This window comes from Desulfovibrio sp. (genome assembly GCF_019422935.1).
Lineage (GTDB): Bacteria > Desulfobacterota > Desulfovibrionia > Desulfovibrionales > Desulfovibrionaceae > Desulfovibrio.
The window spans coordinates 134,653-151,044 of record NZ_JAHZCJ010000006.1; the positions used below are offsets into that span (position 1 = coordinate 134,653).

Annotated in this window: 14 protein-coding genes; 8 read left to right on the top strand and 6 right to left on the bottom strand. The window is 58.5% G+C overall.

Going from position 1 to position 16,392, the window contains the following annotated elements:
• Window positions 1–90: 90 nt before the first annotated feature.
• The 8 genes from QZ383_RS09435 (at window position 91) to QZ383_RS09470 (ending at window position 10,710) form a co-directional block, all read left to right on the top strand.
• Window positions 91–2,745, top strand: a complete 2,655-nt coding sequence (locus QZ383_RS09435; RefSeq protein ID WP_291444923.1) for a sigma 54-interacting transcriptional regulator — start codon at window positions 91–93, stop codon at window positions 2,743–2,745.
• A 78-nt stretch (window positions 2,746–2,823) separates the two neighbouring features.
• Window positions 2,824–5,388, top strand: a complete 2,565-nt coding sequence (locus QZ383_RS09440; protein ID WP_291444925.1) for a PEP/pyruvate-binding domain-containing protein — start codon at window positions 2,824–2,826, stop codon at window positions 5,386–5,388.
• A 77-nt stretch (window positions 5,389–5,465) separates the two neighbouring features.
• The gene (locus tag QZ383_RS09445) at window positions 5,466–6,725 is read left to right on the top strand and encodes an MFS transporter (RefSeq protein ID WP_291444927.1); all 1,260 of its coding nucleotides are present in this window, start codon (window positions 5,466–5,468) and stop codon (window positions 6,723–6,725) included.
• 156 nt (window positions 6,726–6,881) lie between these two features.
• Window positions 6,882–7,511, top strand: a complete 630-nt coding sequence (locus tag QZ383_RS09450; RefSeq protein WP_291444928.1) for a DUF2796 domain-containing protein — start codon at window positions 6,882–6,884, stop codon at window positions 7,509–7,511.
• Between the two features lie 5 nt (window positions 7,512–7,516).
• Window positions 7,517–8,305, top strand: a complete 789-nt coding sequence (locus QZ383_RS09455; protein ID WP_291444930.1) for an ABC transporter ATP-binding protein — start codon at window positions 7,517–7,519, stop codon at window positions 8,303–8,305.
• Window positions 8,302–9,573: an FtsX-like permease family protein gene (locus QZ383_RS09460; protein ID WP_291444931.1), complete on the top strand. Its 1,272-nt coding sequence runs from the start codon at window positions 8,302–8,304 to the stop codon at window positions 9,571–9,573. Before QZ383_RS09455 ends, QZ383_RS09460 begins: the two co-directional genes overlap by 4 nt.
• 14 nt (window positions 9,574–9,587) lie before the next feature.
• A complete protein-coding gene (locus QZ383_RS09465) occupies window positions 9,588–10,226 on the top strand; it encodes a DUF3299 domain-containing protein (RefSeq protein WP_291444933.1) in 639 nt (212 codons plus the stop codon).
• Complete coding sequence (locus QZ383_RS09470; protein WP_291444935.1) at window positions 10,204–10,710, top strand: Fur family transcriptional regulator; 507 nt, start codon at window positions 10,204–10,206, stop codon at window positions 10,708–10,710. The genes QZ383_RS09465 and QZ383_RS09470 overlap by 23 nt, the downstream gene beginning before the upstream one ends.
• A gap of 252 nt (window positions 10,711–10,962) precedes the next feature.
• Here QZ383_RS09470 and QZ383_RS09475 read toward each other — a convergent pair whose 3' ends face one another.
• The 6 genes from QZ383_RS09475 to QZ383_RS09500 are packed head-to-tail and all read right to left on the bottom strand — an operon-like array spanning window position 10,963 to window position 16,303.
• Window positions 10,963–11,346 (bottom strand): 4Fe-4S binding protein, encoded by a 384-nt coding sequence (locus QZ383_RS09475; protein ID WP_192112845.1) that lies wholly within the window; start codon window positions 11,344–11,346, stop codon window positions 10,963–10,965.
• 3 nt (window positions 11,347–11,349) lie between these two features.
• Entirely contained in the window at window positions 11,350–12,432 is a 1,083-nt protein-coding gene (locus tag QZ383_RS09480; RefSeq protein WP_215647835.1) for a nickel-dependent hydrogenase large subunit, read from the bottom strand.
• Entirely contained in the window at window positions 12,429–12,905 is a 477-nt protein-coding gene (locus QZ383_RS09485; protein ID WP_022658253.1) for an NADH-quinone oxidoreductase subunit C, read from the bottom strand. Before QZ383_RS09485 ends, QZ383_RS09480 begins: the two co-directional genes overlap by 4 nt.
• Before the next feature lie 18 nt (window positions 12,906–12,923).
• Window positions 12,924–13,484, bottom strand: coding sequence for an NADH-quinone oxidoreductase subunit B family protein (locus tag QZ383_RS09490; RefSeq protein ID WP_291444937.1), 561 nt, complete (start codon window positions 13,482–13,484; stop codon window positions 12,924–12,926).
• Between the two features lie 12 nt (window positions 13,485–13,496).
• Window positions 13,497–14,348, bottom strand: coding sequence for an NADH-quinone oxidoreductase subunit H (locus QZ383_RS09495; protein WP_192112842.1), 852 nt, complete (start codon window positions 14,346–14,348; stop codon window positions 13,497–13,499).
• Complete coding sequence (locus tag QZ383_RS09500; protein WP_291444939.1) at window positions 14,348–16,303, bottom strand: proton-conducting transporter membrane subunit; 1,956 nt, start codon at window positions 16,301–16,303, stop codon at window positions 14,348–14,350. Before QZ383_RS09500 ends, QZ383_RS09495 begins: the two co-directional genes overlap by 1 nt.
• Window positions 16,304–16,392: the final 89 nt, after the last annotated feature.

A 16,392-nucleotide genomic window follows, 5' to 3' on the forward strand; every position in this document is an offset into this window, starting at 1 on the left:
ATTGCGCTTTTTTGCACAAAACAGGGAATCACCATGCGCTTACACAGAACACTTCCCCAGGGCAGCTCACTGGAGTTCACGGCGTTCTTTATGAATCGCAGCCTTGCAAGCCGCATGCTGATGCTAGGCTTGCCCCTGCTGGCGCTCGTACTGCTGATTATTTTTACTGCTACAGGCAGCAGCATCGAGGCCATTCTTGATCGCGCAATTGCGCGCAATGCACAGCTTCAGTCACAGGCAATGAGCCTTGCGCTGGAACAGGCCCTTGAAGAAACGCGCAATCAGCTGCTTATTCTCGCTGCTGGCTCCATGGATCAAAAAGACATGGCCAACCGGCTCAAATTCCGCGCCAAGGCCGGCGGCTTGCGCTACAGGGAACTGGCTTTTGAGGGTTTGGCTCCTGACAACCGCTATCTGCTTGTCAACACGGGCGGAGATATCATCAATGTTCCCATGCGGCAGGCTCTTGCCAGCCCCACCGGCCCCTTCCACTCCATTGCTTCTGAACACCGCACCGGGCACGTCAGCGTTGCTCAACCCGTGGAAGTGACCTACTCCATGGTGCCGGTTAAGGGCAGCAACCAGAATATCAACCTGCACGTGCTGCGTTTTTCCACCCCGGTTCATGATGCGGAAGGCACGTTTGCCGGCTACCTGATGCTTTCGCTGGATCTGCGGGAGCTGCGGGATATCCTGTCCACATACTCCGGCCCCAATGCCCCCATTGCCGCATCAGGCGATGAGGGGCGCGTGCGTACACTTTTTTTTGATCGCGATGGCTGGATGCTCTTTCAGTCCGAGGTGCCGGATGCTGGTCTGGCCCAGCGCAGCTTGGGCACGGATGCCGTGCGCGCTGGTTTTATCGGCGATTTTGGCAGGCCGGGATTCAACACCGCATTCCGGCCCGGCCCTGAGCACCTCAATTACTGGAACATGGTATCCGATGTGCAGGAGGGCAAATCAGGCCAACTTCCCCTTTCTGAAAACAGCTCCCTGTGGAGCAGCAGCCAGATGCGGGTGGAGAGGGTAAGTTACGTGCCTGTAACCTTTAGCCCAGCTTCGCAGGCAACAATCGTACTGGGCGGTCTGGCGGTACTGGACACCAGTTTTACCACCACACGCACGGGCGTGCAGCTCATGGGCATCTATGTGGGGGCCTTTGTTGGCGGCATGCTGCTTTTGGGCCTTAGCCTTTGGTGGCTGGCACGGCAGACGGGCAGATCGCTCAATGCCGTAACTGCGGAACTTGAACGCTGCAACGCCGAAGGGGATGACAACAATATAGATATGCCCCAACTGCCGCGCGAACTGGAACGGCTCAAGTCTGGTATAAACACCCTGCTTGAACGCTTGCGCTTTGCCGCGGAGGCCCGCCGCCTGCGAGCCGCAGAGGATGATGCCCAGCAGCAGCGCGAGCCAGTGGAAGATCTACCGCATCCCGAAGACCTGCCCGTCAACAGCCTTATTGGCACATCACCCACCATGCTTGCCTTGTGCGACAATGTTCGCAAGGCATCGCAGGTGATGGCCGACGTGCTGGTTGTGGGCGAAACCGGCACAGGCAAGGAGCTGGTTTCCGAAGCCATCCACAGGCTCAGCGCGCGGGCGTCGGGGCCGTTCATTACCATCAATTGCGGCGCTCTGGATGAAAATCTGCTTATGGATACGCTTTTCGGGCATGTGAAAGGCGCATTCACCGAGGCGCGCGCGCCGCGCAAAGGGGCTTTTCTGACGGCGCAGGGCGGCACCCTCATGCTGGACGAAGTAGGCAATGCTGCCCCCAAGGTGCAGCAGGCCCTGCTGCGGGCGCTCTCCACCAGGCGAATCAGGCCGCTTGGCAGCGATGAAGACATGCCTTTTGACACGCGCATCATTGCGGCGACCAATGCTTCCCTTTTAGATGATTCACAGAAGGGTTCGTTCCGCGAAGATTTGTACTACCGGCTGGCCGTCATCACCATCAACACGCCGCCGCTGCGGGAGCGTAAGTCGGATATTCCCTCGCTGGCGGTCTTTTTTCTCTCAGAGGCTCTCAAGGCCAAGGCCAGGCTGAAAGCCGAGGGTGCGGCACAACCCGTTGGCGCTCTGACTGCCATGACCGCCGCCATGCCGCAGGTCAGCAAAGGAGCAATGGCCAAGCTGATGGACTACGACTGGCCCGGCAATGTACGCGAATTGAAAAACACCCTCACGCGGGCCCTGACATTCTGCGAAGGTGGCATTCTACTTGCAGAAGATATTCAGCTTGGCGCGGCTACCCAGGCGCAAAGCGACGCCATTCCGGCAGGTCAGAGCGAAACTGCGGCAGCTCCGGCGCAGGAATCGCGCAAACCGCAGGAGGATCCTTGCGAGCAGGGATTTTGCGCAACGCCCACTGCCGAAGATCCTGCATCGGCAGAAGGTCTGCCCGGCAAGTTGATCAACCCTGCTACCGCGGATATTCCCGTGCAGGCCCCTGTGGGCGAATCTGCCCCTCAGCCGCAAAACGAGGCCCCCGCACAACTGGATACCCTGCTGCGCGGCAAGGACTCTGCGGACAAGCTCAACCGGCGCGTCATGGAGGTCTGGCCGACCATCGCCGCTTCGGGCAGCATCAGCAGGCAGGAATATCAGGCGCTTGCCGGGAAAAACATTTCCATGCGCACGGCCCAGTACGACCTGCAACTGCTTGTGCAGTTGGGGCTTGTGCGCAAGGACGGACGCGGCCCTGCGCAGAGATATATTGTAATCGGGCAGGGACGCTAACGAGCGACATTTACGCATCAGACATTCAGCATCATCAGTTTCAGGGCATGACGAAAATCTGCGATCAAGGATATCCGTATGGCCTCTCTGCTGAAAAAACTGTTTGGCATTGCTCCCCGGGTTGGTCGCGAGGCGGCCATGGACGCCTTCAACAAGCGTTATGTTTCGTTCAAGGAACTGCTCCAGGCCAATGCAGATCTGGCCGGGGTAATGGCCGGGCTGGACGCAACCCTGCGCGGCGACAAGCACATGGAAACCAGCGAAGTGCGCAAGCAGGCCCGACGGGCCATATTTCACTGCGAGCGCATGGCCTCGACCCTCAGCGAAATGTCGGGCCAGTGCGACATATTACTGGGCAGCGCCGTACATTCCATTGCGGCGCGCATTGAGCACGAGCTGGATCAGCACACGCGCGGCGATGTGCCGCAGTTTACCCTGCCCCTCTCTGAGGTTGACGCCAGCATGGCTTACAGCGTTGGCGGCAAAAACGCCAACCTCGGCGAACTGCGCAACATGCTTGATATGCCGGTGCCGCGCGGATTTTCCATCACTATCCGGGCTTGCAGCTACTTTTTGCTGCGCACGCCGGGCCTGTTCAAAAACCTCTTCCAACTGCTGAAATCCGTTGACCCGGAAAAGCCCGCGCGGATTGCAGAAATTTCCCAGAATATTGAGCAGCTCGTGCAGGAAGCCCCCATCCCGGCAGAGGTTGAGCAAGCCCTGTTTGCAGAATGGGACACGGCTTTCGGCAAGAACGCGGATGTGGTTGTGGCCCTGCGCTCAAGCGCCATTGCCGAGGACGGGGTGCAATCCTTTGCCGGTCAGTACCGCAGTATCCTCGGCGTTACCCGCCAGGATCTGCTGTCCGCTTTCAAGAAGGTGGTTGCCAGCCTGTTCTCGCCCCGCGCCCTGACCTACCGCGCCGAACACGGCTATGATCTGGACGCCACGGGCATGGGGCTGTGTTGTGTTGAAATGGTGCGGGCCAAGGCCGCTGGCGTGGCTTTTTCGCGCCATCCGGTAGACCTGCGCTCCAATGCCACTGTCATCAACGGCCTGTGGGGTCTGGGAGAAATGGTCGTGGACGGCTCGGGAACCCCCGACCAGTGGCTGGTTTCCCGCGCCACAAAAAAGATCACAATGGCCACCATTGCCCACAAAACAGTGCGGCTGCGCCTTGTACGCACCACAACCGGCCTTGTGGAAAGCACGCTCGAATCCGTTCCCGATCCCCTGCGCGATGTTCCCTGCCTCAGTGATGATCAGGTGCGCAAACTGGCTGAAATGGTCATGGAGCTGGAGCGGCACTACCAGTATCCGCAGGATATGGAATGGGCCGTGGACGAAGACGACCAGATTATTCTGCTGCAAACCCGCCCCATGGGGCTGGACAGCGCCTCTGAGGAACATTCAGCCCCGGCCCTGCGGCATCTGCGCCCCCTGCTCTCGGGCGGCGATATCGCCGCGCGGGGCGTGGGGTGCGGCCCTGTCATTCATGTGGGCGAAGGGGAAGACATGACGCACTTTCCCGAAGGGGCCGTCATGCTGCTTGCCCATTCATCGCCCAACGCCATGGCTGCCATGCGCCGCGCCTCGGCCATCATTGCTGAAACTGGCAGTCTTACCGGTCACATGGCTTCCATTTGCCGCGAATTTGGCGTGCCGACCATCATGAACCTGCCGGGCGCCAACAGTATTCTTGCCGAGGAGCAGATCGTCACCGTTGATGCGCTCACCGGCAGAATTTTTGACGGCGAAGTGCAGGAGCTGCTGGCCCTGCGTCTGGTGAAGCCCCAGGCCCGCCCCAGCAGCCCGGCTCTGGTGCTGTTACGGCGCATTGCACCCTACATTCTGCCGCTGCATCTGGTGGATCCGCGCGCGGATACATTCACACCCCGCCACTGCACATCGTTACACGACATCATGCGCTATGTGCACGAATTGAGCTATTCCCAGATGTTCCAGATATCCGACAGGGTTACGGACCACTGCGCCGGTGTTGCCAGCAAGCTGGTCTGCACGGTACCTCTTGATCTGCACGTGATTGATCTGGGCGGCGGGCTGCGTAATCCGGAATCCCGCCAGGTGACGCCCAACGATGTGCTGAGCGTGCCTTTCAAGTGCGTGCTGGACGGCATGCTCAATCCAGCGGTGCAGGCACGTGGGCCACGGCCTGTAAACATGCGCGGTTTTCTTTCGGTCATGGGGCAAACCGCTATTGGCTGCAATGAGGAGGGCTGTTCACGCTTTGGTCAGCGCAGCTATGCCATCGTTTCTGACCGCTATCTCAATTTTTCGTCCCGCGTGGGCTACCACTATGCCATTCTTGACTGCTGGTGCGGCGAAACCCTGAGCAAGAACTACATCCGCTTTGAATTTGCCGGGGGTGCTGCCGCCAACGCCCAGCGCGTAAGGCGTGTGCAGTGCATAGCCCTGATCCTCAAAGAGCTGGGCTTTACCGTTGAGATAACGGGTGATAGACTGCGGGCACGTTACCAGAAATACCCCAGGCATGAGCTGTGCGCGCGCCTGGATCAACTGGGACGACTCCTGATAATGACCCGCCAGATGGACATGCTCATGGTGGACGATGCAGCAGTGCAATCCTATGCCACCAAGTTCCTTAATGGCGAATATCATTAGCCGCACACCCTTTGCGGGGGTGGGCCCGGCCCCGCACGGCGGCCTGGGCCAACGCGACACAACACGATTGAGGCCCCATGCCGCCCCTAGCCGCATCGCCTGCGCAAACCCCGGAAGGCACTGCCTTCCCTGACCCGCCGCAGACGTTATTAAGCCGTGATTTTGTTCTGCTGTTCTGCATGACCATGTGCTGCAACAGCTTTGTGGCCGTCTTTTACTGCTTTGAGCAATGGCTCGAAGGCCTCTCTGTCAGCCCCAACTGGCGGGGAGTGCTGCTCGCTTCCATGTTTGTCATGGTTCTGATTTTCAGGCAGGTGGCAAGCGTGGTTCTGTTGCGCCGTGGCAAACTCCTGCCCATGGGCACCGCCATCATAGTTTCAAGCGGCGTCATGCTGGCCTACCCATATGTGGGCGGCCCCCATATTATTGAGCTGATTCTGCTGTTGCGCGTGGTGCAGGGCATTGCCATTGCATTTTTCTCCTGCTGCACGGTGTCCGTGCTGGTGAGCTGCATACCCAAGGGCCAAAGCGCGCGAGGTTTTGCAATCTTTTCACTGACCTTGCTGCTGCCCTACTCCATCATTCCGGCAGTGGGGGAACAGATACTTGCCCTGCTTGGGGGCGAACCGCACCTCTTTGCCTTCACGGCCCTGCTGGGCATCCCCTCCCTGCTCATGCTGGTGCCGCTGGCACCACGTCTGCGCAAGCCTGAAATGGCACAGGAAGCAGAAGGCGGCATGTCTGGTCGGGAATTATGGCATGCAGTGAGCCATTCCGGTCTGTTTTTTGTGTACATGGCCTGCATGACATTCAGCATCATGACCGTACTGGCCATCTTTTTCATGAAGGGTTTGTGCTCCATCACCGGCGCGCACCCGGCGTGGTTTTTCAGCACCTATACACTCACCATCATTCTTGTGCGTCTGGTGGGCAGCAACAGGCTTGATACGCTGCCGCGCCACAGAATTACCATTTTGTGCAGTGTTCTGTTGGTCTGCTGCATGCTGGGGCTGGCCTGGGGGCCGCTGTGGGCCTTCATTCCCCTCACCTTCCTGTACGGGCTGGGGCTGGGGCTGCTCTACCCCCTGCTGGCCGCCATGGTCTATGACCGCTCCACGCCCACCACACGCTCCATCAACTCCAATGTGATGATGGCCACCTTCGATTCCAGCGGCATTTTTGCCCCCATAATCGGCGGGCTGGTCATGTACGAGGGCTTCGGCTACCGGGGTGTTTTTGTGGCCACGGCAGTTTCCATCGGCCTGTGCGGCCTTTCCATGGTGGCCGACAAGTTCCGCGTTGCCCAATGGCAACGGCAGGGCCGCCACATAGCTTAAGCTCCAGGCGCTACAACCGAGGGCGCGAGAGCCCGGTCAACAGCAGCCATGCTAGGGCAAGCGGCGTACCGCTTTTGACAAAAATGCAATAATATATCATTTCAATTTCTGGTTCAAAAAACGCTGACATCCTGATCCAGAAACTTGGGAGAAATGATGAAAAACCTGATTTTTGTGACGGCCTGCACGGTTCTGCTCGCAGCCGCCCCCGCGCTTGCACATGGCCCGCATGAACACGGCGCGGCCCGCCTGGACGTGGCTGTGGAAGGCAATACTGTAGAAATCAGCCTCGAAAGCCCCCTTGCCAACGCCCTGCCCTTTGAACACGCCCCACGGGATGCAGCCCAGCGGCAGGCAGTGCAGAACATGGCGGCAACTTTGCATAAGGCAGAAAATATTTTTGTTTTTCCTGCCGCAGCCCAGTGCCGCATCAAAAAGGTAACGCTGGAATCCGAAGCCCTGCCCGAGGCCCTGCTGGCAGCAAAGACTGCCGCGCAGCCGGAACAGGCGCAAGCATCAAAGCAGAACGCACCTGCCGCCCCCGCTGTTGAACCCAAGGCGCATGCAGACCATGACGAACATGCCGGGCACGATGAACACGGTGGTCATGCAGATCTGGACGCGTCTTTTACTTTTGAATGCGTGCAGCCCGATGCCCTGCACGGCATGGACGTGCGTCTTTTCTCCGCATGGCCAGCCCTGCATGAACTGCGCGTGCAGATAGTCAGCCCCACAGGGCAGCACGCCGCCGAACTGAACGAACAGGCCCACACCCTCAAGTGGTAAATCCCATGAATTCCGTTATGCCAACAGCAGCGCAAGCGCCTTGCAGCATGAATGCGGGCGAGCAGGCAGTCCTGCTTGAAAACTGTACTTTTTGCTGGCCCGGCCAAAAGGAAGAAACCCTGCGCATCCCCATGTTCAGCGTGGGCAAAGGGGAGACGGTCTTTCTTTCCGGCCCCAGCGGCGGGGGCAAAAGCACCCTGCTCAGCCTCATTGCTGGCATACTGCAACCATCCTCTGGCAGTGTGCGCGTCAACGGAATTCGTGTGGACACCTTGCCCAGATTCGCCAGAGACTCCTTTCGCGGTGACACCATCGGCCTGATATTTCAGCAGTTCAATCTTGTTCCGCATCTCTCCATGCTGGATAATGTGCTGCTGCCCTGCCGCTTTTCGCCCAAACGCGCCACACGGGCAACGGAAAAGGACGGAAGCCCGGAGCAATCGGCGCAACGCCTGCTTGAGCGTCTTGGTCTTGGGCCGGAACTGTGGCGCAAAAGCGTAAGCCGCCTTTCCGTTGGGCAACAGCAGCGGGTTGCCGCCGCCCGCGCCCTTGTGGGGTCGCCGCCGCTGGTCATGGCTGACGAACCCACCTCCGCGCTGGATGCGGAACGTCGGGCAGATTTTCTGCATCTGCTGCTGCCCGAAAGCGCCGAGGCCGGATCAAGCCTGCTGTTTGTCAGCCATGATCTGTCTCTGGCGGATTTTTTTGAACGCCGTGTCAGGCTGGCAGAGATCAACAAGGCCGATATCAGCAGGGCCGACAAAGGAACAAACCCGCAAGGGGAAACCGCATGAGCCGTTGGCGTTTTTTGTTGGGCCTCGCCTGGTCGAGCGCCTGGAACCGCCGGGGAACCCTGAGCCTTGTGGTGTTTTCCATCGCGCTTTCCACCACCCTGTTGCTCGGCATGGAGCGTGTACGCACTCAGGTACGCGATAATTTTGTTCAGGCAGTTTCCGGCACGGATCTGGTGGTGGGCGCACGCGGCAGCGAATTGCAACTGCTGCTCTATGCCGTGTTCCACATGGGCAAAGCCACCAACAATATGGGGTGGGGCAGCGCCCAACGCATTGCCCAACGCAAGGACGTGGCCTGGACGATTCCCCTTTCGCTCGGCGATTCGCATAAAGGATTTGCCGTAGTGGGCACTACGGGCGATTTTTTCACCCAGTACCACTACAGCAGGCGCATGCATCTGCAATTGGCGCAGGGAGCTCCTTTTGACGGCATCTTTGATGTTGTGCTGGGGGCTGAGGTTGCCAGCAAAGAGCACTACAGGCTGGGCGACAGGCTGGTGCTCAGCCACGGCTCGGGCAGCGCCCACCTTGCCCAGCATACGGACAAGCCCTTTACTGTGTGCGGCATTCTTGCGCCCACAGGCACGCCTGTGGACAGGGCTTTGTACATCAGCCTTGCCGCCATGGAGGCCATCCACATCGACTGGCAGGGCGGCGCGCCTGTGCCGGGTTTTCATGTACGGCCAGATCAGGTAACCAAGTTCAGCCTCGCGCCCAAGAGCATTACGGCTGTGCTGGTTGGTCTGAAAAACCGCGCCCGTGTTTTTGCCGCCCAAAGGGAAATCAACGCCGACCAGCAGGAGGCCCTCATGGCCGTTATGCCCGGGGTGGCGCTGGATCAGCTGTGGAGCCTGCTGCGCTCGGGCGAAAATGCCTTGCGCGTCCTTTCCTGGCTTGTAACCGTTGCTGGACTGGCGGGCCTTGTGGCCGCCATTCTGGCAGGGCTGGGCGAACGGCGGCGCGAGCTGGCCGTGCTGCGCGCGGCAGGGGCCAGCCCTCTGGATATTGTGGCCCTGCTGTCGTTTGAAAGTACGCTGCTGGTCGTGGCGGGCGCGCTGGCGGGTACTGCCGCCCTCGCCGCCCTGCTGGCTGTGTTTGGCCCGATGCTGACTTCGGGTTATGGACTGAATCTTACGCTCACGCTGCCCACAGCCGCCGAATGGCGTTTGCTCGGCGGGATTGTAGCCGCGGGTTTTGCCGCAGGGCTTATCCCGGCATGGCGGGCCTACCGCATGAGTCTGGCAGACGGCCTCAACGCCTCTGTATAATAAAGGAACCTGCCATGAAAACAGCTTCGCCCACAGGGCGCATCCTCTGCTTGCTGGCAGCCTTGCTGTGCGGCTGGCACAGCGCAACCGCCCTTGCCCTGACTGACGATTACGAGCAACAAAAAATCGAACACTGGCAGCCCTCGCGCGAAGATGCGGACGCTGCCGCCGCCGCAAAAAAGAGCGGAAAGTACACCGAAATCACTTGGGACAAGCTTATTCCGCCATCATGGAATCCCGCAAAAGTTTTCGACAAGTTCAATTTTGACAAGTTCAGTGATGACGACCCCAGAGCGGACAAAGCCCTGAAAGAGTTTCAGACCCTGTGGAGCAATGCGCCCGCCAACAAGACGCTGAGCGGCAAGATGGTGCGCATTGCCGGATTTGTGGCTCCGCTCGATTTTCTGGGCGGCGATGAACTGGCCGAATTTCTGCTGGTTCCCTATTTCGGCGCGTGCATTCACGTACCGCCGCCACCGGCCAACCAGATCATCTACGTCACACTGGACAAGCCACGCGGCATACAGATGATGGACACCGTGTGGGTTTATGGAAAGCTTGAAATCGAAAAAACAGAAAGCGACATCGGCGATGCGGGATACCGCATCAAAGCTGAGGCGGTGGAACCCTATGTGGAAGACGCAAACAACTGATCAGGCCGAACCTGCCAGTTGCCAGGCGGAAACATCATGCTGCCAGGCAGACCAGCCGCGCATGGGTCACACTCTGCGGCTTACTCCCCTGCGGCGCATGGTGCTGGACTATCTGCAACAGGCACAGGAGCCCGTTAAGGCCTATGACATTCTTGATGCCCTGCGCGGCAAATCCTCCAAGGCCCTCACGCCTGCAAGCGTCTACAGAACGCTTGAATTTCTGCTTAACCAGGGAGTTGTGCACAAGGTCGGCTCGCTCAATGCCTTTGTGGCCTGCGCGCAAGCCTGCCAGGAGCCTCATGCACCCGTGTTCATGCTGGTGTGCCCCGGTTGCCGCAAGAGCCGGGAGGTAGACAATCCCGCGCTGTATCAGACCATCTTTTCCACCATGCAGCAGCAGGGCTTTCAGCTTCAGGGCGACACCGTGGAACTGACCGGCATCTGCCCCCGGTGCGCAGAAATGGACGCTCAGGCTGGCGCGTAATCCCCAAGTTACTTCAGGTTTCTGAATATCTTGCCGGAGAGGCCTCTCCTTCCAGTGGTTCCAGCATAGTCTGTTCTTCATTATCGGTCAGACGCAAAAGGCGGCGCGGATCTCCATAGCCGGAAAAACGCGCCGCCTGCCACGCCCGGCAAATAGACGAGGTGAGAGAGCTGGCAAGATCAACTTGAGCAAAAACAAGAAACCAGGGTTTGTTGAAAACGAAGGGCCTTTGCAGGCCCTTCGTTTTTTCAGTTATTTTTCCGTATTTTCCCCGCCCTTGGCCTCGGCCTTGGCTTTCTTGACGCGCGGGGTTCCGGTGCGGTGCACTACAAACTTGCTGATGGAAGGTTTGCGGTGCACTGGCTCCTGATGCAGGCATTTTGTGGGGCACTTTTCCACACACGCGGAGCAGTACACGCACAGGAAGGGATCATAATTCCACTTTCCGGCTTTTGCATCCACGGTAATGGCATCGGTTGGGCATACTCGTGCGCAGGAATTGCAGAATATGCACTTTTCAACCTCGTTGGTGATCACGCCGCGATAGGCGGGGAAGGGTTCGCGTTCTTCCAGAGGATACAGCCGCGTGGCTGGCTTGCCCGAAAGATTGCGCAGCACGTTTGGGAGCATATACATGGGCTACCTCTCTGTGCAGGAGATGCACGGGTCGATACTCAGCACGATAACCGGCACGTCGGGCAGTTTGCAGCCCGGCAGCATGTGCAGCAGGGGCGGCACGTTGGCAAAGGTGGGCGTGCGCACGCGCATGCGCTCCAGATTCTTGGTGCCGTTGGCCCGGATGTAGTAGAACAGCTCGCCGCGGGGCTGCTCCACACGAAAGACCGATTCACCCTCGGGGTTGCCGGTGACCTTTACGGTCAGCTCGCTTTCGGGCAGGCGGTTCAAGGCTTCGCGGATGAGCTCTATGGAGTGCAGCACTTCATAAAAGCGAACCTTGGAACGGGCGTAACAGTCGCCGTCATTCTCAACCACGGGAATGAAGTTGAGATCCTTGTAGGCCGCGTAGCCATGCATACGTTCGTCGATTTCCCAGCCGCTGCCGCGCAGGGTGGGGCCGGCGGCGCCCAGCAGGCGGGCATCGTCCTTGCTCAGGTAGCCGATGCCGCGCGTGCGTTCCTGCACGGTGTAGTCGTCAAGCATGGTGCGGGTAAGCTCGCGCATGCCCTTTTCCAGCTCGTCCAGACGCCCATGCATCCAGCGGATCTGATCGGGGCTGAGGTCGCGGCGCACGCCGCCAACCACGTTGACCGAAAGGATAACGCGGTTGCCCGCCGTGGCTTCGCAGATGTCCATGACATGCTCGCGGATGCGCCAGAACTGCTGGAACACGCTTTCAAAGCCAAACGAGTCGGCAAACAGGCCGAGCCACAGCATGTGGGAGTGTATCCGGTGCAGTTCTGACCAGATAACCCGCAAAAACTGCGCGCGCGGCGGCGCTGTAATGCCCATCATGTCTTCAATGGCGTTGCAGTAGCAGTTGGCATGAATGCACGAACAGATGCCGCAAATGCGCTCGACCACAAAGACCATCTGATTGTAGTCCTTGAGCCGCACAAGGCTTTCAAGCCCGCGATGGACAAAACCAAGCTGGGGCACGGCCCCGACCACGGTTTCATCTTCCACCACAAACTTGATGTGCAGCGGTTCGGGCAGTACGGGATGCTGCGGCCCGAAAGGAATCACGGTTGTGCGGTTGCTCATGCCTTCTCTCCTTTGGCCGTGTCATCCTTGGCGGCCTCGGCCTTGGCGGCGGGCCGCCGGACCGTGGTCATGGTAAAGTACGGCGCGTGGGTGACTTCGCCCTCCAGATACATGGCCCCCTGGTAATCCAGAGGCAGATCAGCAAAATGCACCCCGAACTGATCCTGCGTTTCGTTCTCGACGAGTACGGCGCAGAAATATACGGGCGTGATGCTGGGGATGGCGTCGTTCTTGTTCACATCCATGCGCAGATGCACCATGCCCTTGGCGTCCGTGGGTTCCCACACGCACAGTTCGGCGTTGTGGCGCAGGTCGGACATGGTGAGGTTTACGTCAAAGTGATAGAAAAGCCGCAGCGTGTTTTCGTCCATGACGGTCTGCGACATGGTCACAAAACGGTATTTGGCGTTGGCAAGCTGCTGCACTTCTGAAAGCAGCGTTTGCGGCGTCACTTCCTTGGCTTCAAAAAACATGGCTCTATCCTTTCCGGGTTAACCCGCGTTTTGCTGTGGCTTGTCGTGGGCTTCTTCCGGCGCGGACTCCGCCTGCGGCGTCATGTCGGGAGTGCCGTCCTCATCGCCCGGCATAAAGGTGGGCACAGGCTCGGGGCCAAGGCCCATCTTGGCCTTGAGTACGCCAAGGGCCTGCACCACGCCGTCAATGATGGCCTCGGGTTTGGGCGGGCAGCCGGGCACGAACACATCAACAGGAATGATGTTATACGCGCCGTTCAGCACATTATAGGTATCCTTGAACACGCCCCCGGAAAGGTTGCAGGCTCCGATGGAAACCACGGCCTTGGGCGAAGGCATCTGTTCGTATATCTGCTTGAGCACATGCTGGTTGCGGTGGTTGACCGTGCCTGTAACCAGCAGCACGTCGGCATGCTTGGGGTTGCCCGCGTTGACCACCCCGAAACGTTCTACGTCATACATGGGCGTCAGACAGGCCAGCACCTCGATGTCGCAGCCGTTGCAGGAACCGCAGTCAAAATGAACTATCCACGGAGACTTCAGGCGGCTCCGCTTGATCATATTGTCGACGAAACCCATATTCCGGCCTCCTTACGCCACGTACAGCCATAAAAGATTAACCAGGGCCAGGCCCATGCCGAGCAGCAGAGACTTCTTTTGCACCATCCACTGCCACGTCAGACGGGCGGTGATGTTGTCGATAAGAATTTCCGTGAACAGCGACGCGCCCACAAGTACGGCCATTCCCACAAAGCTGGTGTGCCAGAACATGGCGCACAGCCCAAGAATAAGCACAAGGTCAAACCAGTGGGCAATTTCAATCAGCGCAAGGTACGGGCCGGAATATTCGGTCTGCACGCCGCGCACCAGTTCCTGGTGGCCGTGATGGCAGGCCGCAATATCAAAGGGCGACTTGCGCAGTTTGATTGTCAGGGCGTAACCCAGCGCCAGAAACAGCAGAGGCATCTTGAGCAGCAGCGGCTGCTCGAGCTGGAATACAGCGGCAATGGAGAACGAACCTGTGCACATGGCAAAGCCAACGAACACCAAAATCAGAATAGGCTCATAGGCCAGCATGAGCAGCAGCTCGCGCTGCGCGCCCACATTGCTGTAGGGTGAAGGTACGCATACCGCGCCAACCACCTGAAACACCGCGCCCACTGTGAGCACGAAGAACAGCAGCAGCAAATCCCCGCCCATGAAGAAAATCAGCAGGGCAAGCGCCGATGAAATCAGCGTGATGTACGCGCTGAACACCAGCCATGCATTGGTAACCTGGGGCTGTTTGCCCAGCAGTTTGAGTATGTCGTAAAATGGCTGGAGCAGTGGCGGCCCAAGGCGCGACTGAAGGCGCGCCGTGATCCGTCGATCCAGACCGGTAAGCAGGCCGCCCACCAGGGGCGACAGGATCAACCCGCCGATAGCGCTGAAGATGGTGAGCATTACAGCAGACCTCCTACCAGAACGACCAGGAATGCGATGGAAATCATGTCGATGGCCCGCGTGATCTTGCTCTCGCCGAAATACTGGCAAAGATAGAAGTTGGCCACGCGCACGGGTTCAAAGACATTCATGGGGCCTTTGAAGCCGACCACGCCGTCCTTTTCTGCCGCCAGGCCCGAAAAATAGGGCTGCGCATGGGCAGACTCTGGTGTTCTGCGGGCTTCCCGCCATGCGAACCACACCCCCAGACCAAGCAGAATGAACAACAGGTAAATCCACACATAGCCTTCTGCGCTGGTCAGGGTTGCGCCGGGGATAAAACCTTCAATCTGCAGGTTGAAGCGCGCGTAGACGCCGGAAACCGAAGGCTCCACAAAGGTCTTCAACACCATGGGTGAAATGAACGAAAACACCACGGCAAGCCCGCACAGCGAACGCAGCGCAAACATGACCGAGGGCTTGGGATTACCGTGAGCAGCGTGCTCGTGCATCTTGGAGGACGACACCAGCACACCGGCCCAGCGCGCCCAGAAGAGCACGGTAAAGGCCGAGCCAAGCGCCACAAAGAAAACGATGGGCGTCATGGCCTGCGTGGCGCGGGCAATGGCTTCAATAGCCATCCACTTGCCTATGAGCATGCCAAAGGGAGGCAGCATCATGGTGAAAATGCCGATCACGGTGATAATGGCCGTCCGGGGCATTATGCCGTAGAGGCCGCGCATGTCTTCGATATCGCGCGAACCGATGCGCTGTTCAATGGCGCCGACGCACATGAACAACAGGCCCTTGGATACGGAGTGGTAAATGATGATGGTCGTTGCCGCCATCATGGATGCGGCGGTATTGATGCCCACACAGGCGATGATAAGCCCAAGGTTGGCGATTGTGGAATACGCCAGAACCTTTTTTGCATTACTTTGGCTGACCGCAAGGATACATGTGGCCACAAAGGTAAATGCGCCAAACAGGGCCACGATGGTGGACATGGTGGTTCCCGCAAAGGCCGGAGCCATGCGCAACAGCAGGTAGGTGCCCGCCTTGACCATGGTAGCCGAGTGCAACAGGGCCGAAACTGGCGTTGGCGCAACCATTGCGCCGCACAGCCAACTCTCGAAAGGAACCTGCGCCGACTTTGTAAAGGCCGCCAGACAGAAGAACGCAAAGGGCAAAAGAATGGCCGTGTTCTTTACGTCCATTGAGGTCATCTTTTGCAGCACGAGCTCGGTCGAAAGCGTTCCAAGGCTCTTCTGAATGAACAGCATGGCCGAAACAAAGGCCAGCCCGCCCAGAACGTTCATCCACAATGCGCGTTGGGCATTGGCCTTGGCCTCGTCTGTCTGGTCATGCCCTATGAGCATGAAGGAACACAACGTTGTGATTTCCCAGAACAGGAACATCCAGGAAAGGTTGTTGCAGAGCACCAGGCCGTTCATGGCACCGAGGAAGCAGAAAATAATGGCAAAAAATCTGGGCTGGCGCGAAACACGCAGATGCAGATGCTCTTCGTGCAGATCCATGTAGCCCATGCCGTAAATGGTAATAAGCCCGCCAACCACGCTGATGATGATCACCATGATAAGCGACAGGCCGTCTGCCACAAAGGCAGTGATGGGCACTTCATGCCCGGGAAGAACGAATTTAAGGTATAACAGACCAATCAGTTGCAGCAGGGTCATGCCCATAATCAGGCGGCTGCCCAGCTTCCAACCTATGCCAAGAATGTAAACCAGCAACAGCAAGTCCAGCACGCTGAACACAGAATCTGCAGACAGACCCAATATGGTGTCTATCTCAAGCCGAAAAGCGCCGTTCGCTCCCAGGATCACGGCTGCCACCGCCATGACTGTGACCGCTGCAGGCACTATCAACTTGCGAGCGCTGCTGCTTTGCGTGAAATACAGCACAAGCGCCATAATAAACGGCAGTGCTACACAACAAAAAACAAGTGTACTCATCTTCTTTGCCCCACTACATTGCGAGTTGTGAAAAACTTCACTCTTGATAACTTCCTCACAACATAAAAAAACTATCCCCCTCCTTCCAT